The organism is Ulvibacter sp. MAR_2010_11 (assembly GCF_002813135.1).
Taxonomy (GTDB): Bacteria; Bacteroidota; Bacteroidia; order Flavobacteriales; family Flavobacteriaceae; genus Altibacter.
Genome location: NZ_PHTY01000001.1, coordinates 1,813,387 through 1,839,103 on the forward strand (window position 1 = coordinate 1,813,387; position 25,717 = coordinate 1,839,103).

17 protein-coding genes and 1 tRNA gene are annotated in these 25,717 nt (G+C 41.8%); 9 read left to right on the forward strand and 9 right to left on the reverse strand.

Annotated elements, in window-relative coordinates; genetic code table 11:
* Positions 1–6: 6 nt before the first annotated feature.
* The 5 genes from ATE92_RS08420 to folE all read right to left on the reverse strand — a co-directional run bounded on the left by ATE92_RS08420 (position 7) and on the right by folE (position 3,974).
* Positions 7–498 carry a DUF192 domain-containing protein gene (locus ATE92_RS08420; protein WP_100803282.1) on the reverse strand — a complete coding sequence of 164 codons (492 nt, stop codon included), beginning with the start codon at positions 496–498 and terminating at the stop codon, positions 7–9.
* Entirely contained in the window at positions 479–1,324 is an 846-nt protein-coding gene (gene lgt, locus ATE92_RS08425) for a prolipoprotein diacylglyceryl transferase (protein ID WP_100803283.1), read from the reverse strand. The genes ATE92_RS08420 and lgt overlap by 20 nt, the downstream gene beginning before the upstream one ends.
* Positions 1,325–1,384: 60 nt before the next feature.
* Positions 1,385–1,627 (reverse strand): membrane protein insertion efficiency factor YidD, encoded by a 243-nt coding sequence (yidD, locus tag ATE92_RS08430; protein WP_100803284.1) that lies wholly within the window; start codon positions 1,625–1,627, stop codon positions 1,385–1,387.
* Between the two features lie 9 nt (positions 1,628–1,636).
* Entirely contained in the window at positions 1,637–3,121 is a 1,485-nt protein-coding gene (gene cysS / locus ATE92_RS08435) for a cysteine--tRNA ligase (protein WP_100803285.1), read from the reverse strand.
* 175 nt (positions 3,122–3,296) lie between these two features.
* On the reverse strand, positions 3,297–3,974 hold the full coding sequence (folE, locus tag ATE92_RS08440; RefSeq protein ID WP_100803286.1) for a GTP cyclohydrolase I FolE: 678 nt from the start codon (positions 3,972–3,974) through the stop codon (positions 3,297–3,299).
* Positions 3,975–4,123: 149 nt separating this feature from the next.
* On the opposite strand from folE, the gene ATE92_RS08445 reads away from it, so the two are divergent.
* Both ATE92_RS08445 and ATE92_RS08450 read left to right on the forward strand, forming a co-directional pair.
* The gene (locus ATE92_RS08445; RefSeq protein ID WP_100803287.1) at positions 4,124–10,276 is read left to right on the forward strand and encodes a T9SS type B sorting domain-containing protein; all 6,153 of its coding nucleotides are present in this window, start codon (positions 4,124–4,126) and stop codon (positions 10,274–10,276) included.
* A gap of 134 nt (positions 10,277–10,410) precedes the next feature.
* Positions 10,411–16,185 (forward strand): T9SS type B sorting domain-containing protein, encoded by a 5,775-nt coding sequence (locus tag ATE92_RS08450; protein WP_100803288.1) that lies wholly within the window; start codon positions 10,411–10,413, stop codon positions 16,183–16,185.
* Positions 16,186–16,260: 75 nt separating this feature from the next.
* Here the strand turns inward: ATE92_RS08450 and ATE92_RS08455 are convergent, their stop codons facing one another.
* Together ATE92_RS08455 and ATE92_RS08460 are read right to left on the reverse strand one after the other, a co-directional pair.
* Complete coding sequence (locus ATE92_RS08455) at positions 16,261–17,781, reverse strand: OmpP1/FadL family transporter (protein ID WP_100803289.1); 1,521 nt, start codon at positions 17,779–17,781, stop codon at positions 16,261–16,263.
* Positions 17,782–17,811: 30 nt separating this feature from the next.
* Positions 17,812–18,807 carry a hypothetical protein gene (locus ATE92_RS08460; RefSeq protein WP_100803290.1) on the reverse strand — a complete coding sequence of 332 codons (996 nt, stop codon included), beginning with the start codon at positions 18,805–18,807 and terminating at the stop codon, positions 17,812–17,814.
* A 101-nt stretch (positions 18,808–18,908) separates the two neighbouring features.
* On the opposite strand from ATE92_RS08460, the gene proS reads away from it, so the two are divergent.
* The 3 genes from proS (at position 18,909) to rpsT (ending at position 20,813) form a co-directional block, all read left to right on the forward strand.
* On the forward strand, positions 18,909–20,384 hold the full coding sequence (proS, locus tag ATE92_RS08465) for a proline--tRNA ligase (protein ID WP_100803291.1): 1,476 nt from the start codon (positions 18,909–18,911) through the stop codon (positions 20,382–20,384).
* Positions 20,385–20,462: 78 nt separating this feature from the next.
* A tRNA-Glu gene (locus ATE92_RS08470) sits at positions 20,463–20,534 on the forward strand.
* 27 nt (positions 20,535–20,561) lie between these two features.
* Positions 20,562–20,813 (forward strand): 30S ribosomal protein S20, encoded by a 252-nt coding sequence (gene rpsT, locus ATE92_RS08475; RefSeq protein WP_100803292.1) that lies wholly within the window; start codon positions 20,562–20,564, stop codon positions 20,811–20,813.
* Between the two features lie 77 nt (positions 20,814–20,890).
* Here rpsT and coaD read toward each other — a convergent pair whose 3' ends face one another.
* Together coaD and ATE92_RS08485 are read right to left on the reverse strand one after the other, a co-directional pair.
* Entirely contained in the window at positions 20,891–21,352 is a 462-nt protein-coding gene (gene coaD, locus ATE92_RS08480) for a pantetheine-phosphate adenylyltransferase (protein WP_100803293.1), read from the reverse strand.
* A 99-nt stretch (positions 21,353–21,451) separates the two neighbouring features.
* Positions 21,452–22,435 (reverse strand): D-alanine--D-alanine ligase, encoded by a 984-nt coding sequence (locus tag ATE92_RS08485; RefSeq protein ID WP_100803294.1) that lies wholly within the window; start codon positions 22,433–22,435, stop codon positions 21,452–21,454.
* Between the two features lie 97 nt (positions 22,436–22,532).
* Here ATE92_RS08485 and ATE92_RS08490 point away from each other — a divergent pair, with 97 nt between their 5' ends.
* From ATE92_RS08490 to ATE92_RS08505, 4 genes are all read left to right on the forward strand, one after another.
* Positions 22,533–23,174, forward strand: coding sequence for a PASTA domain-containing protein (locus ATE92_RS08490; protein ID WP_100803295.1), 642 nt, complete (start codon positions 22,533–22,535; stop codon positions 23,172–23,174).
* Positions 23,161–24,207 (forward strand): RluA family pseudouridine synthase, encoded by a 1,047-nt coding sequence (locus ATE92_RS08495; protein ID WP_100803296.1) that lies wholly within the window; start codon positions 23,161–23,163, stop codon positions 24,205–24,207. Before ATE92_RS08490 ends, ATE92_RS08495 begins: the two co-directional genes overlap by 14 nt.
* Positions 24,208–24,294: 87 nt before the next feature.
* Positions 24,295–25,053, forward strand: a complete 759-nt coding sequence (gene yaaA / locus ATE92_RS08500) for a peroxide stress protein YaaA (RefSeq protein WP_100803297.1) — start codon at positions 24,295–24,297, stop codon at positions 25,051–25,053.
* Complete coding sequence (locus ATE92_RS08505) at positions 25,053–25,712, forward strand: uracil-DNA glycosylase family protein (protein ID WP_100803298.1); 660 nt, start codon at positions 25,053–25,055, stop codon at positions 25,710–25,712. Before yaaA ends, ATE92_RS08505 begins: the two co-directional genes overlap by 1 nt.
* The last annotated feature ends 5 nt before the right edge of the window (positions 25,713–25,717 follow it).

Sequence of the window (25,717 nt, forward strand, 5' to 3'; positions counted from 1 at the left end):
GTTTTTTTATTTACTTCTGTTCCAGAGAATTTTATCTCCTTTTTCCAGACCCCACTTATCGCTTAGTCCGGCATTTACTTCCAGCACATAGGTTGAAGGAGCATCTGAAGGCAGCGAAGTTTGGTCAAAGGCTTTTGCATTTTTAACAAGGGTTACAATCTCTTTATTGCTATTAATAAAAAGTATGTCTAAAGGAAATTCGGTATTTTTCATATAAAACGCACGCACTCTTTCATCATTAAATACAAAAAGCATTCCTTGGTGTGCAGGCATCGACTTACGATACATTAGTCCTGTTTCGGTTTGGTAGTCATCATCGGCTATTTCAATATCCAAACGCGCCACCACCGAATCGTTTTTGGCCTTCAGCAATTGTAACTCACCTTCTTTAGTAAATGCCACTTCTTTAGTAAGTACTTTTGTTTCCGTTTTTTCCTTGCATCCGTTCACAAGAAATAGTGCGCCAACCAATGCAACGCTAATCCAAATTTGCTTCATTTGTATATTGTTTTTTTGAAGACCGAATCATTAAATAAATTCCGATAAGAATAAACGGAATACTTAGCCATTGTCCTGTAGAAAGTGTTTGTCCCAAAGCGCTTTCGAATCCGCCCTGACTTTCTTTTACAAATTCTACCAAAAATCGTACCGTCCAAAGGAGCACTAAAAATACTCCGAAGATATACCCCAGAAAATTACGTTTGTTGGTTTTCCAATAGATATACCAAAGTAGTAGAAAGACAATAATATAACCGCAAGCCTCGTATAATTGCGCGGGATGTCTTGGAAAATCTTCTCCAAGTTGTTGAAATACTACGCCGAAATCGCTTCCGGTTGCTTTTCCAATTATTTCAGAATTAATAAAATTTCCAATTCGTACAAAGATGGCCCCACTGGCCACTGCAATTACAATCCTATCGAGAATCCAAAGCACAGGTTTTCGCAAGACTTTTTTACTATACAAAAACATAGCAATGATGATAGCGATGGCAGCTCCATGACTTGCCAAACCTCTAAAGCCGGTAAATTCAAACTCAGGCACCGTTTTAAAAGGTAAAAACACCGAAAGCGGGTCTTCCGCAAATATTTCGGGTTCGTAGAATATCACGTGTCCCAAGCGAGCACCTATAAGTGTTGCAACAACCATATAAATAAAAAGACTATCCAACTTTTCCAACGAAACAGCTTCGTTTTTGTAAATGCGCTTCATAATAAACCACCCCAAAGTAAAGGCGATTACAAACATCAAACTGTAATATCGAACCATAAAAAAGCCGAGGTCAATTCCCTCATTAGGATTCCAAACAAAACTTAAATAATGCATACTGTCTTTTTAAAAGTGCTCGATAAAGATAACAAAAACGGCATGGGATATAGAAATGAATTAAGGGTTTTCTTTTTCTGAAGAGGGCACCGGATCGTAGCCGCTACCTCCCCATGGATTACAACTCCCAATTCGTTTTATAGCTAACCATCCCCCGTGGAATAATCCGTGTTTCTGTAAGGCTTCAACCGTATAGTGTGAACAAGTGGGCTGATATCTACAGGTTGAAGGAAATATGGGAGAAATAATTTTTTGATACACACGCACCAGAAAAATAAACGGGTATGTGAGTATTTTTTTCAATTTCTACTTTTAATTTACCGAAAAGGAAGTACCGTCTTTCCCGTCGTTTAACTGAATGCCAACCTCTAATAATTGATCGCGAATTCGATCGCTGGTAGCGAAGTCTTTGTTGGCACGAGCCTGGTTTCTTAATTCGATTAAAAGTGCTACTGCGCCGGTCAATTTGTTTCCGTCTGCGGTTCCTTCCGAAGCACTGTCTTCCAAGCCCAATACATCGAAGATAAAATCGGACATTGTAGTGTTTAATAATTCCTTGTCTTTTTCTGAAATTGTTGCGCTTCCATCTTTTACCGAGTTGATAAACTTAGCGCCTTCAAATAGTTGTGCAATTAGGATGGGACTGTTAAAATCATCATTCATAGCATCATAACAAGACTGACGCCATTGCGCAACATCAAAACTGCTTGACGCACTAACCGAAAGCGATGCAATGCCGTGAAAAGCATCCATAAGTCGGTTAAAACCTTTTTCGGAAGCAACCAAAGCATCGTTAGAAAAATCCAAAATGCTTCGGTAGTGTGCCTGAAACATAAAAAATTTGGCTACCGTGGGAGAAAAAGCTTTGCTAAGCACCTCATTTTCACCTGTAAACAATTCCGTCGGTAAAATATTGTTTCCGGTAGATTTTGCCATTTTCTTGCCATTCAGGGTTAGCATATTAGTATGCATCCAATAGTTTACAGGCGATATTTTGGTTGCAGCTTCGGCTTGGGCAATTTCACATTCGTGGTGAGGAAATTTTAAATCCATTCCGCCACCGTGAATATCGAATTGATTTCCCAAATATTTTGTACTCATGGCAGTACACTCCAGATGCCAGCCCGGGAAACCATCGCTCCAGGGAGAAGGCCATCTCATTATGTGTTGAGGTTCGGCTTTTTTCCAGAGCGCAAAATCTTGGGGATTCTTTTTTTCAGATTGAGCTGCCAGTTCACGAGTGTTTGCAATCATGTCTTCCAGTTGTCTTCCACTTAATTTACCGTAGGCGTGGTCTTCATTAAATTTTAGTACATCAAAATACACCGACCCGTTTTTTTCGTAGGCGTAGCCTTCAGCAATAATTTTTTCAACAATCTGAATCTGTTCAATAATATGCCCCGTCGCCGTAGGTTCAATACTTGGCGGTAAGGCATTGAATTTGGCCATGATGGTATGGAAATCGACCGTATATTTTTGAACCACTTCCATAGGTTCCAATTTTTCGATACGCGCTTTTTTCAAGATGGGATCGTCGCCGCTTTCACCGTCGTTTTCCAAATGACCTGCGTCGGTAATATTGCGTACATAACGTACTTTATAACCAAGATGCAACAAATATCGAAACACCAAATCGAAGGACAAAAACGTACGACAATTCCCCATGTGTACATTGCTATACACAGTGGGACCGCACACATACATCCCTACGGCACCTTCGTGAATGGGTTGGAATGCTTCTTTGGTCTTTGAAAGGGAATTATATAGGGAAAGGTGTTGCTTTTTGTATCGTTTCATTCTGTAATGGTGGTAGACGGAAGACCGATGACCGTTTATTTAATTTAGTTTATATTTTTTCTGAAAGCAATCATCAAGTGCATTAGGTGAAATGATTCCAGGTAATGTTCAGTAAATTTCTTTTCTGAAATGTATTTTCTCCGATTCGCATTATGAATACAAGTTACAACTTCTGTTAAAATTCGGTGTCTAAATTTATATAATCTAAAAATTCTCTTCGCGTTTGAAGGTCTTTAAATTTTCCTCCAAATTCGCTGGTAACGGTACTGCTGTCAATATCTCTAATTCCACGTGAATTCACACACAGGTGTTTGGCATCGATTACACAAGCGACATCTTCAGTTCCTAAAACTCGCTGAAGTTCCTCCACAATTTGCATGGTAAGTCGTTCCTGAACTTGTGGTCTTTTTGCGAAATAGTCCACAACGCGATTCATTTTTGAAAGCCCTACCACGGTTCCGCTGGAAATATAAGCAATGTGCGCCTTCCCAACTATAGGCAATAAATGGTGCTCACAAGTTGAATAGAGCGTGATGTTTTTTTCAACCAACATCTCACCGTATTTGTACTTGTTTTCGAAGGTGGAAGCTTTGGGTTTTCGATCCGGATGCAAACCGCCAAATATTTCCTGCACAAACATTTTAGCTACTCGTGTGGGTGTACCTTTCAAACTATCGTCTGTAAGGTCTAGTCCCAGAGTATTCATAATGTTCTGAACATCCTTTTTTATAAGCGCAATTTTCTCGATATCGCTTAGCTCAAAAGCATCCGAACGAAGCGGTGTATTGGTTGAAGAGCCTATGTGATTGTCACCCTGCGCTTCGATAGCTTTTAGCTGTTTTTCTAAATCCATAAAATAATAATTGCGTATTTCAAAATACAGGTTGCAAAGATAAGCATTCGGGATTTGCAATGAAAGGGTAAAATGTCACTATTTTAAGAACTGAAAGTGAACAATTTCATAAAATTTTCTTAATTTTCGCAAAATATACTTATTGAACAATGAAAAAGAAATTCCCCATAAACCTATTTACTTTACTTTTACTGCTATTTTCACCTGCTTATATGTTTTCTCAAGGTCCGGGTTCCCTGTTTGTTGACGCTGGGCCAGATGTGTTGGCAGACTGTGCCAGTGGCGGATGTGCGGACATTACAGCTACCTTTTTGGAAACATTCGATACATCAGGTCAAACCTATGTCGTGAATTCTGTACCGTATACTCCCCCATTTTCTTTTAATGGACTGGCAAATCAGTTAAATCCGAATATAGATGATGCTTGGTCTAATGTAGCAAACCTGCCTTTCGATTTTTGTTTTTTCGGCAATTTGGAAACTCAGTTTCAGGTCGGGTCAAATGGAGTGCTTCGATTTGATGTAAATCCCGGCGATACCGGTCCGGGTTCGAATGCATGGAGTTTTTCTCAGAATTTACCTAATAATACACAGGAAGCCTTGGCCGAAGCAAATGTTTTTACTCCCGGCCACGATATTGACCCATCGGTTTCCAATAGTGAAGAAATTGGATATGAAGTACTTGGCGTCTATCCGAATCGGGTTTTAGTGGTTTCCTATTACAGAGTTCCCATGTTTTCATCATCATGTAATTCACTCTTAGCCACCCATATGGCTGTATTTTATGAATTTTCCAATGTAATAGAGATTTATATTCAGGACAAACCATCTTGCCCTACTTGGAATGGTGGGAATGCCACCTTAGGGATTCAAAACGATGCCGGAACTACAGCATACGTACCTCCTGGAAGAAATACGTCCGATTCTCCTTGGACTACAAATAACGAAGCCTGGAGTTTTAACCCCGTTGGAATACCAACATACGTTTTCGAATGGTTGGATTCTACTGGAACGGTAATAGGGACAACCCCTACTATAAACGTTTGTCCTACCGGTGCCTCCGAAGTCTTTACTGCTCGAGTGACTTGGACAAATATCTGTAACGGTGAAGTTGTAACTTTAACCGACGATGTTTTAGTAACCAGAGTGGCTCCATATACTATAAACTTAGGTCCCGACATAGAAACATGTAGTGCTAGTCCCATTGTACTTGATGCAGATCCGGGATTACCGAATATTTCGTATGAATGGTTTATTAATGGAATTTCTCAAGGTCCTTCCACGGTAGGTAATTCAACTTTTGTTGTTAATGCGCCTAACTCGGGAACCTACTCAGTGGAAACTTTCGATACCGCGGATCCTACTTGTATAATTGGGGATTCCATTGAGATTACTTTTCATACGCAACCTGTGGCAAATCAACCGATGGATTTGTTTCAGTGCGATGATGGTACCAACACAGGAATTTTCGATTTAACGGTAAATGATGCTTTGGTTTTGGGCGGGCAAAATCCGGCCGATTTCAATATTACCTATCATAACAGCCAGGCAGATGCAGATAATGATGTGGCGCCTATAGGAACGCCGGCTGCTTATCCCATTACCGGAACAATTGAGACCATATTTGTGCGAATAGAGGACTTGTCTGAATTCTGTCACGATACCGAATCTTTTACCATCGAATTCCTGCCGGCAACGGCAGGTCCTATGACCGATATGGTCTTATGTGATCAGGATTCTGATGGATTTGTTACTTTAGATTTGATTGCTCTTAAGAATCCGGAAGCCCTTAACGGACAGTCACCTTCAGATTATTCAGTTTCGTATCACCCTACACAGGCCGATGCCGATGCAAATACAGCTGCATATCCGAACCCTTATACCGCAACCGCTCCTTCCGAAACAATTTATGTGCGTGTAGAAAATAATAGCACCCCCACCTGCTATGCCACCGATAACTTTTTGGTTACTATCTACGTAGCTCCTTCTGCTACGCCACCTACTCCTTTGGAAGTTTGTGACGCGTTACCTAACGATGGCTTTGCTGAATTTGATTTAACAAGTAAGGATGCTGAAATTACCGGAGGAAATCCTGACGCAGTTGTTACGTATTTTACAACGCTGGCAAATGCTCAGGCCGATGTTTTTCCAATTGCTACACCAACAGCCTATACAAATACTTCTCAAGGTTTTCAAAGAGTGTATGCCCGTGTTGAGCATATTAATAGCTCTAGTTGCTTTAACATTGTTCCCTTAGATTTATATGTGAACGATTCTCCTGCCATTACTGCACCTATTACCGATTATTTTATTTGCGACAATGATGGGGATGGGATTGAGGTTTTCGATTTAACTTCGAAGGAGGATGAGATCTTGAATATTTTGGTCAATGTTACATTGACCTATCATATTTCTCAGGCGGATGCTACTGCGGGCAATGCACCTATTGGCACCCCTGATGTGTATCCCAGCGGCAATGCTGTAATTTGGGTACGGGCCGAGAATAGTGCGGCGTGTTTTACTGTGGGCAGTTTTAATTTGGTATTGGGTATGGTTCCTTCCTATACGGAGGTTCCTGAGTTTTTCCAGTGTGATGATTCGGTAGCCGATGGAATAACCCAGTTTGATTTGAATTCACAAAACGATGTGATCACGGGTGGTAATTTTAATTTGAGTGTAAGTTATTATGCCACGCAAGGAGACGCCGATACGGCGAGTATGCCATTGGCTATTCCCTATACGAATGTGACCAATCCCGAGACGATTTATGTACGCGTTGAGGATAATAATACGGGCTGTTATGGCACCTTTGCCATGGATTTAATTGTTGTGGAGGCTCCCGAGATCTTTATGCCCGATCCTTTGGTGTACTGCGATGTAGACAATGATGGTTTTGGTGTGTTCACCCTAAGTGATGCCGATGAGGATGTAGTAGGAGGGAACCCTTCGGGGAGTTTGGTGGTGAGTTACCACCGCACCTTTGCCGACTCACAAAATGGAGTGAATGCCTTGTTGAGTCCTTATAATAATGTGGATCCTTTCAATCAGATTGTATATGTTCGTTTGGTTGATTTGGCTACGGGTTGTTACAATCTAACGACTTTGGAATTAATTGTAGAGGAGAGTCCTCAGATAAGTGATCCTTCGCCTTTGGTTATTTGTGATACCAATGGGGATGGTTTGGCTATTTTTAATTTGACCTTGGTAGAGCCTGAGCTTTATGCCGGCTTGGATCCTTCAGATTACACCACGACCTATTACGATGATCCGGGATTGGCTGTTGCCATTGCTAACCCCACGGTCTATCCCAATGTGACCAATCCCCAGACCATTTATATTGTTGTGGAAGATATTGTCAATGGCTGTCAGAGTCAGACCACGGTAGAACTTATTGTGAGTCTACCTCCTGCGGTTGTATCTCCCACTCCTTTGGAGCTTTGTGATGTGAACAATCCGGGCGATGAGATGGAGGCCTTTAATTTAAACAGTAAGATAGGGGAGATCACAGCAGGCAATAGCACTTTGGTAGTTACCTTCCATGCCACTCAGGCAGACGCCGATACGGGGGATAATGCTTTGGTGAGTCCTTATGTCAATACGGTGCCTCAGCCACAGACGGTGTACATTCGAGTACGCGATGGCAATACGGGCTGTATTGTGAGTCAGGGGTATACGCTGGATTTGGTAGTGAACCCGGTACCCTCTCCTGTAAGTCCTACTCCTTTGGAGGTTTGTGACGATGACAACGATGGTTTTTCCTCGTTTGATTTAACCCTAAAGACAGCGGAGATTATCGGTGGCGAACCTTTTGTGAGTGTTACCTACCATGAGAACCCGACGGATGCTCAGACGGGTGCTTCTGCACTTATAAGTCCTTATTTTAATATAGTTGCCAATCAGCAGACCATTTACGCACGTGCAGAATACAGTCCATCGAATCCCCCACCGAGCAATACGGGTTGTTTCCGTGTTGTGGAGTTGGATTTGATTGTGTTGTCTTCCCCTGTGGTACCTGTTACCCTACCGCCTTTGGTGGTATGTGATGACGATGGGGATGGTGTGGGAGAGTTTGATTTAACCCTTCAGGAGACAGTTATCTTTGGAGGCTTTCCACCTCCTGCAAATTATGTATTGACCTATCATCTGAGTCAAGGAGATGCCGATACGGGCACCAATGCCATTGGTTCTCCCCAGATGTATACCAATGTGAGTAATCCACAGAGTATTTTTATACGAGTATTCGATACGGCTACGGGCTGTTATACGGTCAGGGAGTTTGAGCTGCAGGTAGTGGCCGGTCCACTGGTTAGCCAGGCTGAAGATTTTACCGTATGTGATGATGTGGGTCTTCCCAACGATGGTTTTACGGAATTTGACCTTACGCTCAAAGATGAGGAGATCATCGGTATAGTGTTAGGAGTAGAGGTGTACTATTACGTGAGTCAGGCCGACGCCGATGCCGATGAGAATCGGATTATCCCCTCGAGCAGTTATACCAATATCAGCAATCCACAGACGATTTTCGCCAGAGTATTTGATACCAACAGCCAGTGTGTTAACACGAGTATCAACTTTGAGCTTCGCGTGTTGAACAATCCTGTTGTCAACACCCCCGATCCTATAGCGTTGTGTGATGACAATGATCCGGGCGATGAGATAGAGGTGTTCGATTTAACCCAGAGAGAGGGACAGATAACGGGGAACCCTGCCTTAGACATTACCTATTTTGAGAATTATCAGGATGCCTTTGACAATGTCAATGCGATTTCTGAGGATATATCGGACCCTATTCATGTGGGTGCGTATCCCAATACGAGCAATCCACAGATTATCTATGTACGGGTTACGAACCTGGCTACGGTCTATGAGTGTTTTGAGATTGTGGAGTTGGAGTTAATTGTCAATGGTTTTGCAGACATCAGTGCGAGTATTGAAGACATGATCGTGTGTGAGATTAACAGTGATGGGATTGCTATTTTTGATTTAACCCAGAAGATAGATGAGATATTAAACGGTCAGGATCCGCTGATCCATCAGGTTAGTTTCTATGAGACACCGGGTGATGCTACGGCGGGGTTGAATCCCATAGGAGCCACCACCAGTTATGAGAGTGACGGTAGTGTGAGTCCTCCGGGGCAAGAGATCTATGTAGGGATTTTAAATACGCAAACGGGCTGTTATATTGCAAGTAGCGAAGACCCTGTGGGCAGTGGGGAGTACAGTTTGACCTTCCACCTTCAGGTGTTGGAGGGGGCAGAGGCGTTCCCTCCTGCGGGTCCTTATGTACTTTGTGACGAGGTGGCTCCCAATGATGGCTTTACCGAGTTTGATTTGAGTGTTCTGGCCTTAGAGATATTAGCAGGCCAACCCTATGATGTTACTTTTTATGAGACTATGGAATTGGCCGAGGCGGGAGATGTAGCTACGGCGCTACCAACTTTGTATACCAACATTGTAAATCCACAGATTATCTACGCACGTGTTACCAATGCAGATACCCAGTGTTATGCTACGGTCTCTGCCATCTTGAAGGTAGAGCAGTTGCCTACTGTTGTTCTGGATGAGACGTATCGTTTGTGTTTGGACGCAGATGGCAATCCAATTGCGGAGGAAGAGGGTTCTGCTTCACCTCCTACCATCGATACGGGTCTGGATCCTACCTTATATACCTTTGCCTGGACTCTTAACGGTTCGGTGTTGTTGGGAGAGGTAGGTCCATCGCTTGTAGCCTTGCAGAGTGGCGGCTATACGGTTACCATCACGGAGAATGCCAATGGATGTAGTCAGGAGTTTAGCACTACGGTGATAGAGTCTTCTCCTCCGCTGGTCTATGACGCCGAGGTGATAAGTGGCGCCTTTGCTTCGAGTCATGTCATTGAGGCGATGGCCGAGGGACTAGGCACCTATGTGTTCCAGTTGGACGATGGTCCTTTCCAGGACGATCCGATATTTACGGGCGTTACGGCCGGTATACATACGGTAACGATCAAGGATGTAAATGGTTGTGGTAGTGTGATTGTAGAGGTGAGTATTATCGATTACCCGCGTCTTATCACTCCTAATTTTGATGGGTATCACGACACGTGGAATATCATTGGTATTGGCAATGGTGACCCTACGGCAAAAATTTATATATTTGACAGGTTTGGAAAGTTACTCAAACAACTCAGTCCCCTTGGTCCGGGATGGGATGGAACCTACAATGGGAACCCGTTACCCTCGAGTGACTACTGGTTTAGAGTAGAATATACCGAGGACGACATGCAAAAAGAATTTAAAGGACACTTTACGTTAAAAAGATAGTCTGACAACATAATGTAAAACAAAAAGCCTCTCAAAAGTTGAGAGGCTTTTTTGTAGATTATTTTTATATTGAAATAGTACTAATAAAAAGTATTAACTTTAAAAAATATTGACCAACCTTAAAAACATTAAACGTGAAAAAAATTCTACTAATTTTAATCTTGTTTATCCCCATAATTTCTTTTTCTCAGCCTATTGATATATTTCAGCAGTTTAACGGAAGGTACGATTTTACTGCCTTTGGAAACACTTTAAATGCCAGCCCAAACCCTTGTTTTCTTCAACCAAGTAGTGCTGCCGATTTGAATTTAGGGCCTACCGAAACTTTTTTATCGGCTCATTTGTATTGGTCGGGACCTTGGCCCACAGCAAATGGTGGTGATTTGGATGTTTCACTTAATGGAATTCCGGTAACAGCGTCCAGAACATTTAGTTTAACGGCTTCAACAGGGATAAATTATTTTGCGGCCTATGCAGATGTTTCCAGTATTATAGCAGCGAATGGCAATGGCACGTACACCTTTGCAGATTTAAATATTGATTTACCTGCCACAGGTGCTTGTAACGGGGGAACCGATTTTGCGGGGTGGGCTATCTATGTTATATACGAGGACCCGGCATTATTATTAAATCAAATTAGTCTTTTTGACGGACTTGAATATATATCCGGAGGAAATCCTTCCTTGGAAATTATCCTGACCAATATTGAAGTGGGCTCCGATGATTTTTCTAAAATAGGCTTTTTAGCGTGGGAAGGTGATGCAGCCATCGCCAATAATGAGACTTTATTAATTAATGGGATTCTTATAGACAATCCCCCTCTTAATCCGGGTGATAATGCATTTAATGGAACCAATAGTTATACAGATTCAAATGTATTGTACAATATGGATTTGGATTTTTTTGACCTCGAAAATATTATACAACCGGGAGATACGAGTATAACCATCAATCTTACTTCTTCTCAGGATTTTGTGATGGTTAATAATATTATGACGAGTGTGAATTCTGAAATCCCCGATGCGACTATTTCAATAGACAACATTGGAGTATTATGCGCAAATAACAACTTAGATATTGAGTACACTGTTTATAATGTAAATAGTACGGCTCCCCTTCCTACTAATACTCCTATCGCCTTTTATGCAGATAATGTGCTAATTGGGCAATCACAAACCACTGTCGAATTGCCAATTGACGGATCGGAGAGCGGTGTAATTACATTATTCCTTCCTCCGGGATCGACGCCCACTATTTTTACTTTAAAAGCTGTAGTAGATGATGATGGTACCGGGGTTGGTGTTGTTTCTGAAATAAATGAAATAAATAACGAAGACGAGTTAGTTGTCGATTTAAATCTTGAAGGGCTCAACCTTGGACCCGATATTGAAAGCTGTATAGGGGATACAGTATTTTTAAATGCTGATGTTGGAGATCCCGATTTTGTGTATCAATGGTTTAAAGATGGTATTATACTTCCCGGAGCAACAGATCCTATTTTACCGGTTACCCAAGATGGTACTTACTATGTTGAAGCTTTTAAAGGAATTTGTTTTGTTTCAGATGAGATAGACGTTCATTTTAATCCACCTCCCATCGCCGTTGTTCCCGATGATTTATTGATTTGCGACGAATTACCCAACGACGGTTTCGGGGAGTTTGATCTAACCCTTCGCGACGCTCAGATACAGGATGGTCAGCCCGATACTTTTGTGACCTACTTTTTGAGTTTATCGGCGGCTCAGGCTAATATTTTCCCTATTGCCACTCCTACTGCCTTTACCAATACCTTACAGGGTTTCCAAAGAGTATTTGCACGTTTGGAGGAGTCTAATTTTGGATGTTTCGATATTGTTCCCTTAGATTTATATGTGAACGATTCTCCTGCCATTACTGCACCTATTACCGATTATTTTATTTGCGACAATGATGGGGATGGGATTGAGGTTTTCGATTTAACTTCGAAGGAGGATGAGATCTTGAATATTTTGGTCAATGTTACATTGACCTATCATATTTCTCAGGCGGATGCTACTGCGGGCAATGCACCTATTGGCACCCCTGATGTGTATCCCAGCGGCAATGCTGTAATTTGGGTACGGGCCGAGAATAATGCGGCGTGTTTTACTGTGGGCAGTTTTAATTTGGTATTGGGTATGGTTCCTTCCTATACGGAGGTTCCTGAGTTTTTCCAGTGTGATGATTCGGTAGCCGATGGAGTAACCCAGTTTGATTTGAATTCACAAAACGATGTGATCACGGGTGGTAATTTTAATTTGAGTGTAAGTTATTATGCCACGCAAGGAGACGCCGATACGGCGAGTATGCCATTGGCTATTCCCTATACGAATGTGACCAATCCCGAGACGATTTATGTACGCGTTGAGGATAATAATACGGGCTGTTATGGCACCTTTGCCATGGATTTAATTGTTGTGGAGGCTCCCGAGATCTTTATGCCCGATCCTTTGGTGTACTGCGATGTAGACAATGATGGTTTTGGTGTGTTCACCCTAAGTGATGCCGATGAGGATGTAGTAGGAGGGAACCCTTCGGGGAGTTTGGTGGTGAGTTACCACCGCACCTTTGCCGACTCACAAAATGGAGTGAATGCCTTGTTGAGTCCTTATAATAATGTGGATCCTTTCAATCAGATTGTATATGTTCGTTTGGTTGATTTGGCTACGGGTTGTTACAATCTAACGACTTTGGAATTAATTGTAGAGGAGAGTCCTCAGATAAGTGATCCTTCGCCTTTGGTTATTTGTGATACCAATGGGGATGGTTTGGCTATTTTTAATTTGACCTTGGTAGAGCCTGAGCTTTATGCCGGCTTGGATCCTTCAGATTACACCACGACCTATTACGATGATCCGGGATTGGCTGTTGCCATTGCTAACCCCACGGTCTATCCCAATGTGACCAATCCCCAGACCATTTATATTGTTGTGGAAGATATTGTCAATGGCTGTCAGAGTCAGACCACGGTAGAACTTATTGTGAGTCTACCTCCTGCGGTTGTATCTCCCACTCCTTTGGAGCTTTGTGATGTGAACAATCCGGGCGATGAGATGGAGGCCTTTAATTTAAACAGTAAGATAGGGGAGATCACAGCAGGCAATAGCACTTTGGTAGTTACCTTCCATGCCACTCAGGCAGACGCCGATACGGGGGATAATGCTTTGGTGAGTCCTTATGTCAATACGGTGCCTCAGCCACAGACGGTGTACATTCGAGTACGCGATGGCAATACGGGCTGTATTGTGAGTCAGGGGTATACGCTGGATTTGGTAGTGAACCCGGTACCCTCTCCTGTGAGTCCTACTCCTTTGGAGGTTTGTGACGATGACAACGATGGTTTTTCCTCGTTTGATTTAACCCTAAAGACAGCGGAGATTATCGGTGGCGAACCTTTTGTGAGTGTTACCTACCATGAGAACCCGACGGATGCTCAGACGGGTGCTTCTGCACTTATAAGTCCTTATTTTAATATAGTTGCCAATCAGCAGACCATTTACGCACGTGCAGAATACAGTCCATCGAATCCCCCACCGAGCAATACGGGTTGTTTCCGTGTTGTGGAGTTGGATTTGATTGTGTTGTCTTCCCCTGTGGTACCTGTTACCCTACCGCCTTTGTTGGTATGTGATGACGACGGGGATGGTGTGGGAGAGTTTGATTTAACCCTTCAGGAGGCAGTTATCTTTGGAGGCTTTCCACCTCCTGCAAATTATGTATTGACCTATCATCTGAGTCAAGGAGATGCCGATACGGGCACCAATGCCATTGGTTCTCCCCAGATGTATACCAATGTGAGTAATCCACAGAGTATTTTTATACGAGTATTCGATACGGCTACGGGCTGTTATACGGTCAGGGAGTTTGAGCTGCAGGTAGTGGCCGGTCCACTGGTTAGCCAGGCTGAAGATTTTACCGTATGTGATGATGTGGGTCTTCCCAACGATGGTTTTACGGAATTTGACCTTACGCTCAAAGATGAGGAGATCATCGGTATAGTGTTAGGAGTAGAGGTGTACTATTACGTGAGTCAGGCCGACGCCGATGCCGATGAGAACCGGATTATCCCCTCGAGCAGTTATACCAATATCAGCAATCCACAGACGATTTTCGCCAGAGTATTTGATACCAACAGCCAGTGTGTTAACACGAGTATCAACTTTGAGCTTCGCGTGTTGAACAATCCTGTTGTCAACACCCCCGATCCTATAGCGTTGTGTGATGACAATAATCCGGGCGATGAGATAGAGGTGTTCGATTTAACCCAGAGAGAGGGACAGATAACGGGAAACCCTGCCTTAGACATTACCTATTTTGAGAATTATCAGGATGCCTTTGACAATGTCAATGCGATTTCTGAGGATATATCGGACCCTATTCATGTGGGTGCGTATCCCAATACGAGCAATCCACAGATTATCTATGTACGGGTTACGAACCTGGCTACGGTCTATGAGTGTTTTGAGATTGTGGAGTTGGAGTTAATTGTCAATGGTTTTGCAGACATCAGTGCGAGTATTGAAGACATGATCGTGTGTGAGATTAACAGTGATGGGATTGCTATTTTTGATTTAACCCAGAAGATAGATGAGATATTAAACGGTCAGGATCCGCTGATCCATCAGGTTAGTTTCTATGAGACACCGGGTGATGCTACGGCGGGGTTGAATCCCATAGGAGCCACCACCAGTTATGAGAGTGACGGTAGTGTGAGTCCTCCGGGGCAAGAGATCTATGTAGGGATTTTAAATACGCAAACGGGCTGTTATATTGCAAGTAGCGAAGACCCTGTGGGCAGTGGGGAGTACAGTTTGACCTTCCACCTTCAGGTGTTGGAGGGGGCAGAGGCGTTCCCTCCTGCGGGTCCTTATGTACTTTGTGACGAGGTGGCTCCCAATGATGGCTTTACCGAGTTTGATTTGAGTGTTCTGGCCTTAGAGATATTAGCAGGTCAACCCTATGATGTTACTTTTTATGAGACTATGGAATTGGCCGAGGCGGGAGATGTAGCTACGGCGCTACCAACTTTGTATACCAACATTGTAAATCCACAGATTATCTACGCACGTGTTACCAATGCAGATACCCAGTGTTATGCTACGGTCTCTGCCATCTTGAAGGTAGAGCAGTTGCCTACTGTTGTTCTGGATGAGACGTATCGTTTGTGTTTGGACGCAGATGGCAATCCAATTGCGGAGGAAGAGGGTTCTGCTTCACCTCCTACCATCGATACGGGTCTGGATCCTACCTTATATACCTTTGCCTGGACTCTTAACGGTTCGGTGTTGTTGGGAGAGGTAGGTCCATCGCTTGTAGCCTTGCAGAGTGGCGGCTATACGGTTACCATCACGGAGAATGCCAATGGATGTAGTCAGGAGTTTAGCACTACGGTGATAGAGTCTTCTCCCCCGCTGGTCTATGGCGCCGAGGTGATAAGTGGCGCTTTTGCTTCGAGTCATGTCATTGAGGCGATGGCCGAGGGACTAGGCACCTATGTGTTCCAGTTGGACGATGGTCCTTTCCAGGACGATCCGATATTTACGGGCGTTACGGCCGGTATACATACGGTAACGATCAAGGATGTAAATGGTTGTGGTAGTGTGATTGTAGAGGTGAGTATTATCGATTACCCGCGTCTTATCACTCCTAATTTTGATGGGTATCACGACACGTGGAATATCATTGGTATTGGCAATGGTGACCCTACGGCAAAAATTTATATATTTGACAGGTTTGGAAAGTTACTCAAACAACTCAGTCCCCTTGGTCCGGGATGGGATGGAACCTACAATGGGAACCCGTTACCCTCGAGTGACTACTGGTTTAGAGTAGAATATACCGAGGACGACATGCAAAAAGAATTTAAAGGACACTTTACGTTAAAAAGATAGTCTGACAACATAATGTAAAACAAAAAGCCTCTCAAAAGTTGAGAGGCTTTTTTTATTATAATATACTTTCAACAGTTAAAGGTTAAACCCTAAAGTGAAAATGAAATTACTGGTAATAGTGTTAATGGAGGCAGTATCTGTTAGCCCAACCTTATATAATTGTCGCTCTCTGCTTTGTTCAGCTCTCGCATAGGATAGATCAAACGTATAATTACCAAAATTGTAACCAAGACCTGCTGAAAAACCCTGCAAGTCGCCTACAGTTGTCCCGTTTTTATAAGGGCTTTCCTCAAAGCGAAATCCACCTCTAAGACTTAATTCATTTATCCGATATTCTCCACCTATTTTGTAGCTTGACGCACCTTTCAAAGCATTATTGATATTTAAGTTTTCAATCACAAAGAAAGGATCGTTGCTCGGTCTGAATTGAATTTGTGAATAATCCTTGTATGAATAATCAAAACTTAGCAAGCCTTGTTTTTCAAAAATATAGGCGGCGCTCGCAGCTATCTTACCCGGGGTTCTTAAATTGTAGTCTTCATATACATTGATAATACGAGGATCTATAATTTCCGAAATTGAACTTCCATCCTCAACACGCACAGTTTCTAAATATTGGGTGGTTTCTTCAGAAATAACATACCAGGTAGGAGTGTCGTAGGTAAGTCCGAATCTCAAATTATCCGCAACCTTCATAATTCCTCCAAATTGAGCCGAAAATCCTGCACCCAAAACAGATAAGTTATTTTCAAAACCAACTTGTCTTACTAAACTTCCCGCATTGGAATTGCTTTCGTATAAATATGTGCTCTTATCAAAATCAATACTATGTGAATTCAAATTAATTCCGAAGTAAAAATCCTCTGTATATTGTGCAGCAAAATTCAATGTGTATTTTCCTCTAAACCCTCTTTGTAGTGCGATATATTCTTGATTGAAGCTTCCGTCGGTAATGTTCGACATATACTGAGTATTCTGAGTGTCGTTTGGATCCATTGGATCAAAAATATATCCCTGATATCCTAAAAACGCATTTTGAGCGGCTGAACCCTGAGTCTCTCCTAAATAAGCATATAAGTCTGATATGGTTTCACCACCCTGTAATTGTAGTAATTCCAGGGGTATTCCTTGTGCATTTGCTAGGAAAAACTCTCCAATAGATGTATTTCCCGTCCCCGCGATAAACAATTCATCGTCATAATTTTTGTCATTGTTAAAATTGAGTCCGAGGGTAAATTTCTTCCATGACGAGTCTTCGGTCGCGTTATTAAAAACAAAGACAATACCGGCCTGATTTAGAGTTACGTCGGTATCAAAGCTTTTTGCAGAAGAATTAAAGTAGGAAGCATTATTTTCTCGGTCATGCAGCCCAAGTGAAACCGTAGCGCCATTTGTTAAGAACACAGCACTTCCTGCCGGATTGATCGCAATGGCGGAGAAATCCCCTCCCAAAGCTCCAAAAGCACCACTTAACGCGTTAAATCGAGCGGTTCCATTGGTGTCGTCCATTGAGTACCTGAGACCGTCAGTTATGTCTTGAGCATTCACAACAGCCATAAAGCAGACCATTATGAGTAAGAATGTAATTCTTTTCATATCAAAAAGTAAATAAATTAAATTGAATTATTAAAGTCCGCCACCTCGTCTACCACCACCGCTTCTGCTACTCGATCCGGAAGACCGCGAGGTGTTTCCTGAACTTCTCATAGAAGATCCGGAGTTTCTAATTGTAGAAGAAGACCCGGATGTATTTGGCCGTGTATTTGTAGTTGGACGCACGCTATTGTTTCTTATAGTGGTTGAGCTCCTACGGTTATTATTTTGAAGCGTACTACTCGAATTTGAGCGATTATTAGACAGCGTTGAACTTCTTCTCGCAGTTGTAGTTCTGCGTATCCCGTTTGTGCTTGAGCGTCTTGATAATTCCGAACTGGAATACGAATTTCGACCGCTGTTTACATCAGATCTGCTTCTGGAAGTAGTTCTGCCCGATGCATAATCTAAATTTCGTCTACCACGATTGTAGGCTACGTTATTATAGCCTGAATAGCCGTAATAATGATTATTGTAATAACCATGGTGCCCACCGTAATAATAGTAAGGATATCCCCAGCCATAGTAACCGTAGTATGGATAACCCCATGAGTAACCAACACTCCAGTAGGGACTATGCCAGTAATAAGGAGAGCCCCAATATCCTCCGTACCAAAAGGAATTATAGTAGCCATGTCCGTATCCACCGTAATTATATACGTTAATGGTAATATCATCGGTGTTATTTCCCCATGCACCGTAACCATCTTCGGTATCTTCAACCACAACATATCCGTCTTCATCTAAGCTTTCGGTTGTGGTATAGGCCTCAATATCGGTGAAAATCAAATCTTCTTCGGGCAAGTCTTCATAAGCTTTGTCCTTAGATTTAAAATACTGTTTGTAATAATTTGCTTTTTCATTGCTATCCTCTGAAGTAGCGGTTTCTGTTTCCGTTTCAGAAGTATAAATTCCGTCTGTATTTGAATATCCATTATTATGCGTACCACACGAACTAAGCAAAAGAGCTATAATCCCTGTAAAAACAAGAGGAATCCATTTTTTTATATTGAGTTGTTGGGTTTGCATAACATTGTATTTTAATTGTTGGACATTATAAAAATAGTTAGTTTTGCCGAGAACTAACAAACATTTAACAAAAACACAATATTTGTGCCAAACTACCTTATATGGCGAAGAATTTAACGACACGAACCGAGGATTACTCAAAATGGTATAACGAGCTGGTTATCAAAGCAGATCTTGCTGAAAATTCTGGTGTTAGAGGTTGTATGGTTATTAAACCTTATGGTTTTGCGATTTGGGAGCGAATGCAAGCCGAATTGGACCGAATGTTTAAAGAAACGGGGCATCAAAATGCTTATTTTCCGCTATTTATCCCTAAATCGTACTTTAGTAAAGAGGCGAGTCATGTGGATGGATTTGCAAAAGAATGTGCAGTGGTTACGCACTACCGACTTAGAAACGCAGAGGATGGAAGTGGTATTGAAGTAGATCCGGATGCAAAACTGGAAGAAGAATTGATTGTTAGGCCTACTTCTGAAACAATTATCTGGGACACCTATAGAAAATGGATTCAGTCGTATCGCGATTTACCCTTGTTAATTAATCAGTGGGCCAATGTGGTGCGCTGGGAAATGCGTACTCGTTTATTTTTGCGTACTGCCGAATTTTTATGGCAGGAGGGGCATACCGCTCATGCTACCGAAGCCGAAGCGATTGAAGAAGCAGAGCAGATGATGAATATCTATGCCGAATTTGCCGAAAATTATATGGCAATTCCCGTAATAAAAGGAACAAAAACTGAAAGCGAACGTTTTGCCGGAGCTTTGGAAACCTATTGCATTGAAGCGTTAATGCAGGACGGAAAAGCTTTGCAGGCAGGAACATCTCATTTTCTGGGTCAGAATTTCGCGAAGGCTTTCGATGTAAAATTTGCCACCAAGGAAGGGAATCAGGAATATGTCTGGGCTACTTCTTGGGGTGTATCTACCAGATTGATGGGGGCGTTGGTAATGACCCACAGTGATGATAATGGTTTGGTATTGCCTCCAAATTTGGCGCCCGATCAGGTGGTTATTGTGCCAATTTACCGCAATGATGAACAGTTTGAAATGGTGAGTGAAGTTGCCAATGGTTTGATGAAAGAACTTAGAGCCAAGGGGCTGCGGGTAAAATTCGATAACAGAGATACTCAAAAACCGGGTTGGAAATTTAACGAATACGAATTAAAAGGGGTTCCGGTACGAATTGCCATTGGTCCTAAAGATGTTGAAAACGGTACAGTGGAAGTGGCACGACGTGATACTTTGACTAAAGAACTGATTGAAAACTCCAAAGTGGTAGCTTATATTTCAGATTTGATGGATGAAATTCAGAAGAATTTGTACAAAAAAGCAACCGATCATAGGGCAGCACATACTAGCTCGGTATCGACTTACGCCGAATTTAAAGAGGTTTTGGAAATAAAAGGTGGATTTATACTGGCACATTGGGATGGAACCGCTGAAACTGAAGAACAAATAAAAAATCAAACCAAAGCTACAATACGATGTATTCCTTTGGATACGGACAATGTCGCAGGAAGCTGTATGGTTACAGGGAAACCTTCTGCTCGAAAAGTACTTTTTGCGAAGGCGTATTAATTTTTTTGCAAAAATGTTTATAAGGATTTGCGGCATTAAAAAATAGTTGTATTTTTGCATCCGCATTAAAAAACCAATGGTCCGTTCGTCTAGGGGTTAGGACGCCAGGTTTTCATCCTGGTAACAGGGGTTCGATTCCCCTACGGACTACAAAAGATAAGAATTAAAAATAGCAAAATGGCGAATCATAAGTCAGCATTAAAGAGAATTAGAAGCAACGACGTAAAGCGTTTACGTAACCGTTATCAGCATAAAACGGCGCGTAATGTTATGAAGAAGTTCAAAGAACTTACCGATAAGAAGGAAGCTGAAAAGTTATTCCCGGAGGTTGTTTCTATGATCGACAAGTTAGCGAAGAAGAATATTATCCACGATAATAAAGCAGCTAACTTAAAATCGAATATGGCGAAGCACGTAGCTGCGTTATAAGAGACTTTATCTTTACAATATAATAACTCCTTTAGTTTTCTGAAGGAGTTTTTTTGTGCCCTACATTTAAAAGAATACTATTTTTTGGAAGTGATTACTGCTTTCGGAACAAGACTCGAAGCATTTCCTTTGTTTCTAAGTACGTCCCGAACTATTGTGGAAGAAATGTTAGATACGCCCGGAGTGCTAACCAGGAAAACGGTTTCAATACCTGTCATTTCAAAATTTGTTTGAGCAATGGCCTGCTCATAATTAAAATCGGTTGTATTGCGGAGCCCGCGAAGTATAAATTGTGCTTTTTCTGTCTCACAAAAAACAGCGGTGAGTCCTGTATAAGTTTTTACTTTGATGGATTTTTCGGAAGCAAAAGTGGTTTCAATAAATTGTAACCGCTCCTCCAACGAAAAAAGATACTTCTTGTCTGCATTTACACCAATGGCGATAATAATTTCATCGAACAACGGCAATGCTCTTTTAACAATATCTACGTGCCCCAAGGTGATGGGGTCGAAGGAACCGGGAAAAACTGCACGTTTCATCTATAAAAAATATTTGGTAACCACAAAGATGCAATGCCTGTTTTATTTATTTCATCCAACTTGTAACTGGTTGATGGGCATTTCATAGGTTAAAGATAGTTAGTTTTTTGTTAAGGCGTTATCAACTAAAATTCCAAAAAACTGTGTTAGGGTCATACCTGCTTCCCGAGCTTGCTTTGGGATAATACTTTCTTTAGACAAACCCGGATTGGTATTAATTTCAAGAAAAAAGGGTTCTCCTTCCTGAATAATAAATTCGCTTCGGGTGATACCGGCCATATTGAGTAAGCCATAGATTCTTTTTGCCTCCGCCTGCACTAATTCGGTTTCTTTTTCTGAAATACGCGCCGGGGTAATTTCCTGTGATTTCCCTAAGTATTTTGCTTCATAATCGAAAAAGTCGTTTTCCGAAACAATTTCAGTAACCGGTAACACTACGGCTTCAGCCCCATTTTTATACACTCCTACCGAAACTTCGGTGCCTATCAATGCGGTTTCTATAATTATTTCACTGTCTTCGGTAAAAGCCATTTCAATAGCGGGCAATAAATCTTCCATGTCGTGAACCTTGCTCACACCAAAACTGGAACCCGATCTGTTGGGCTTTACAAAACAGGGTAATCCTACCTTCTTTACAATTTCTTCCAGGTGAATTTCTCCGCCTTTATTTACATAATACGAATTGGCACATTTTATTCCGAAGTGTTGCAACACCGACAAACAATCCCTTTTGTTGAAGCTCAATGCTGCCTGATAAAAATCGCTGCTTGTCTGCGGAATCGATAAAAGCTTCCAATAGGCTTGTAAGTAGCCATCCTCTCCCGGAGTTCCGTGGATGGTATTAAAAATAACATCGGGGACAAGGGTTTCACGACCATTGGAGAAACTGAAATCGGCTTTATTAACTTCATGTTTAGTGCCATCGGTCGCAACATAATGCCACCCGGTCTTTAAAATATGAATGGCATACACCTCATATTTTGAAGTATCCAATGATTCACACACCACTGCACCACTTAACAAAGAGATTTCAAACTCGCTCGCATAGCCACCCATGGCAACAGCAACAATTTTTTTAGGCATAACAAAGTAGTATTTACAACGTTTAACAAAAATATCACTAATCCATAGAAAGATACTAACTTTAGGTTTTATATTTTTGCCTCTTAACTAGCAACGTATGACATTTTTCAAATTTTTATTTACCAAGGCTTTTTTAAAGCAGTTGCTCTACGCAATATTGGCCTTAATAATATTTTCCTTTCTAGTTTTATGGTGGCTGCGAAGTACCACCAATCACAATCAAAAAATTGAAGTGCCTAATTTGGCAAAAATGTCGTTAGATGATGTTGAGGACCTTTTAGATGAAAACGATTTGCGTTTTGAAATATTGGATTCGGCAAATTACAATCCCGATTTCCCAAAGTATTCGGTGATTGAACAAATTCCGAAGGCAGGAAAATTTGTAAAAGAAGACCGAAAAATCTATTTATACCTTAACCCTTCCGGTTATAGAAAGGTGATTGTTCCCGAAGTCGTAGGAAGAACCCGAAGACAGGCCGAACCTACCTTATTGGCTATGGGTTTTGAAATTGGTAAAGTTAGTTACCGCCCCTACATCGCCAAGGACGAGGTACTGGAATTACGACATAATGGCGAAAAACTGGAACCCGGTGACAACCTTCAAATTACTTCGGTGATTGATCTTATTTTGGGAGATGGTTCAGGAAGTCTGAGACAAGGTACAGAAGAAGGCGATGGCGAAGGGTCCCTGGAAGATGAAAATGCATTACCTGAAATAGACGACGATGGAGAAAATTAACGAAGACATTGATGAGACCGGTAATGACGACTTGTACGAACATTTCCGATTTGTAGCCGACAAAGGCCAACAACCATTGCGGGTAGACAAATACCTTATGAACAGGGTAGAGAACGCTACGCGAAACAAAATTCAAAAAGCAGCCAAAGACGGAAATATTTACGTAAACGATGTAGCTGTAAAATCGAGCCACAAAGTAAAAGGCAATGACACCGTTACTGTACTATTTGAACATCCTCCCTACGAATTTTTATTAGTCCCCGAAGATATTCCCATTGATATTGTTTACGAAGACGATGAAGTGCTAGTAGTCAATAAACCTGCCGGAATGGTAGTGCATCCGGGGCACGGAAACTACAGCGGAACGCTTATCAATGCGTTGACATTCCATTTTGAAAATCTGCCCAATAACAGTAGCAACCGACCCGGTTTGGTGCATCGTATCGACAAAGACACCAGCGGACTTTTAGTGATTGCCAAAACCGAAGAAGCAATGACACATCTTTCGAAACAGTTTTTCAATAAATCTACCGAAAGAGAATACGTTGCCCTGGTTTGGGGAAATATGGAAGAAGATACCGGAACCATAGAAGGTCATATAGGTAGACATCCCAAAAACCGTTTGCAAAACACCGTTTTTGAAGGAGACGATGCCGACGAAAAGGGAAAACCGGCTGTAACACATTACAAGGTATTGGAGCGGTTTGGATATGTTACTTTAGTCTCTTGTAGACTTGAAACCGGTAGAACGCATCAGATACGAGTACATTTGAAACATAAAGGGCATACCTTGTTCAACGATGAGCGCTATGGGGGTGAAAAGATTTTAAAAGGAACAAGTTTCAGTAAATACAAGCAGTTTGTGGATAATTGCTTTAAACTTTTACCCAGACAGGCTCTACATGCCCGAACACTTGGTTTTGAGCATCCTGTAACCGGAAAAATGCATCGTTTTGAGATGCCCATTCCTGAAGATATGGAACAGTGTTTGGAAAAATGGCGCAACTACGCCAGGCATAGTATCGAGGAATAAATTCTGTTTATTTAGCAATAACTACTCCCAATTTTATAGCGTGCTTGTTTCGTCAATTCTTAGTAAATTTGAGAAAAAGTTCCTGTTATGAAGATTGTACTTTCGCCTGCGAAATCATTGGATTTCGATTCAAAATTACCCACTGCAAAATTTTCTGAAGCGCTGTTTTTAGAGGAAGCCGAACGATTGAATAAATTGCTGAAAAAGAAATCGGCCAGAAGCCTTTCCAAGCTCATGAGTATTTCTTCAAATTTGGGCGAACTCAACTACGAGCGGAATCAGGAGTGGGAATTGCCTTTTACAACTTCCAATGCACGACCTGGGGTGTACGCTTTTAGCGGGGACGTGTATCGCGCACTGGATGTGTATTCCCTTCCGAAGGAAAAGATTGAAATTTTACAAAATAACCTTCGAATTATTTCGGGGCTCTATGGAATTTTAAAACCTTTGGATCTAATTCAGCCGTATCGCCTGGAAATGGGTACCCGAATTACCATTGGGAAAAATAAAAACTTGTACGACTTCTGGAAGAATAAAATTACACAGACATTGAATGAGGAGTTGAAAGACAACGAACTATTTGTAAATCTGGCCAGTAACGAATATTTTAAAGCCATCGATACCAAAGCCTTAAAAGTACCGGTTATTACACCGGTCTTTAAAGATTTCAAAAATGGGGAGTACAAAACCATTATGACCTTTGCAAAACTGGCTCGCGGTTATATGACTCGTTATTTAATCGATACAAATGCCAAAAGTGAGGAAGATATTAAAGGATTTAATTACGAAGGCTATGGTTTTAGTGAGGCAATGTCTACACAAACCGAATTAGTCTTTACAAGATAGTGTTTCATCATATTCACCCATACCCACCCTTTATCCCTAAAACGGCCACAAAGCTTATTGTTGGTACGTTACCGCCACCAAGATTCACCACCGGAGATTTAAAAGAAGGTGACGTGCATTTTTGCTACGGAAGCAGGGACGGACAGCTTTGGCCTATTCTGAATTCAATTTTCAATCTTAATTTAGATTTTGAAACTACTCCTGGGGCTATTGCGCAACGGAAAGAGTTTTTAACCCAAAGAGGCATTGGAATTTGTGACATAGTAGCTTCGGCCAAGCGGGAAAAAGTAGATGCCAGCGATTTGGGGATGCAAGATATAGACCTGCGTGATGTTGTAAAAATGCTTCAGCAATACCCTAAAATAGATACCTTATTATTTACAGGTGGAAACAGTAAAAATGGCCCCGAATATTTCTTCCGAAGACATTTAAAAACATATAAAACGAATCTGGAATTAGTGTCTAATGATGTGCCTCGAGTTCACGAATTTTTGCTTCCGAATAGTGTCAGAAAAATAAAAACTGTATCCTTAACTGCTCCTTCAGGGGCTGCAAACAGAGCCGTTGGAAGTCTTCCGGCCTACCGAAAAATGAAAGAGCAGTTTCCCGATAAAACCACTATCGATTTCAGAATAGCCCAGTATGCACCGTATTTTTAAATATA